The organism is Delftia sp. ZNC0008 (assembly GCF_000799035.1).
Taxonomy (GTDB): Bacteria; Pseudomonadota; Gammaproteobacteria; order Burkholderiales; family Burkholderiaceae_C; genus Comamonas; species Comamonas tsuruhatensis.
On record NZ_JTKZ01000084.1, the window covers coordinates 1 to 471 of the forward strand.

Genomic DNA, 471 nt, shown 5'->3' on the forward strand with positions numbered 1-471 from the left:
TGGACGTCGACAACCCCGAGTTAGGCCCGCGCTCCAACCAGTTGCTGGTGACCGACGCCTCCAACGAAGGCCGCGCCCAGCTGCTGCGCCGCTTTGCGGGGCCGTCCTTCGGCACCGTGAACGTCAGCAACCACGGCGCCTACTGCGGCCAGAGTTTCCGAGTGGGTGCGGCAGCGGCCCTGGGCGACCTGCCCGGCATGCCGCACGGCAAGCCGGACTGGAGCCATGCCAGCTTCGGCCTGTTCATCGGCGCGGCGCCCGCGCAGTCCGGTAACCCCTTTCAGCGCCAGGGCCGCGAACTGGCCGAGGCCCGCTCGCGTGAGGACAACCGGTTCCGCTACGTGGTGGTCTCGCCCGTGCTGCCGACCTCGTCCAGCCTGGCTGCGGGCAGCGGCAACCGCTGGCTGGCCGTCAAGCCGGCCAGCGACCTGGCCCTGGCCATGGCGCTGATCCGCGTCATCCTGGACGCGG

At 71.5% G+C, this 471-nt stretch carries 1 pseudogene; it reads left to right on the forward strand.

From position 1 onward, the window contains the following. Positions 1–471, forward strand: a pseudogene (locus L995_RS03065) (tetrathionate reductase subunit TtrA); the annotation flags it as partial.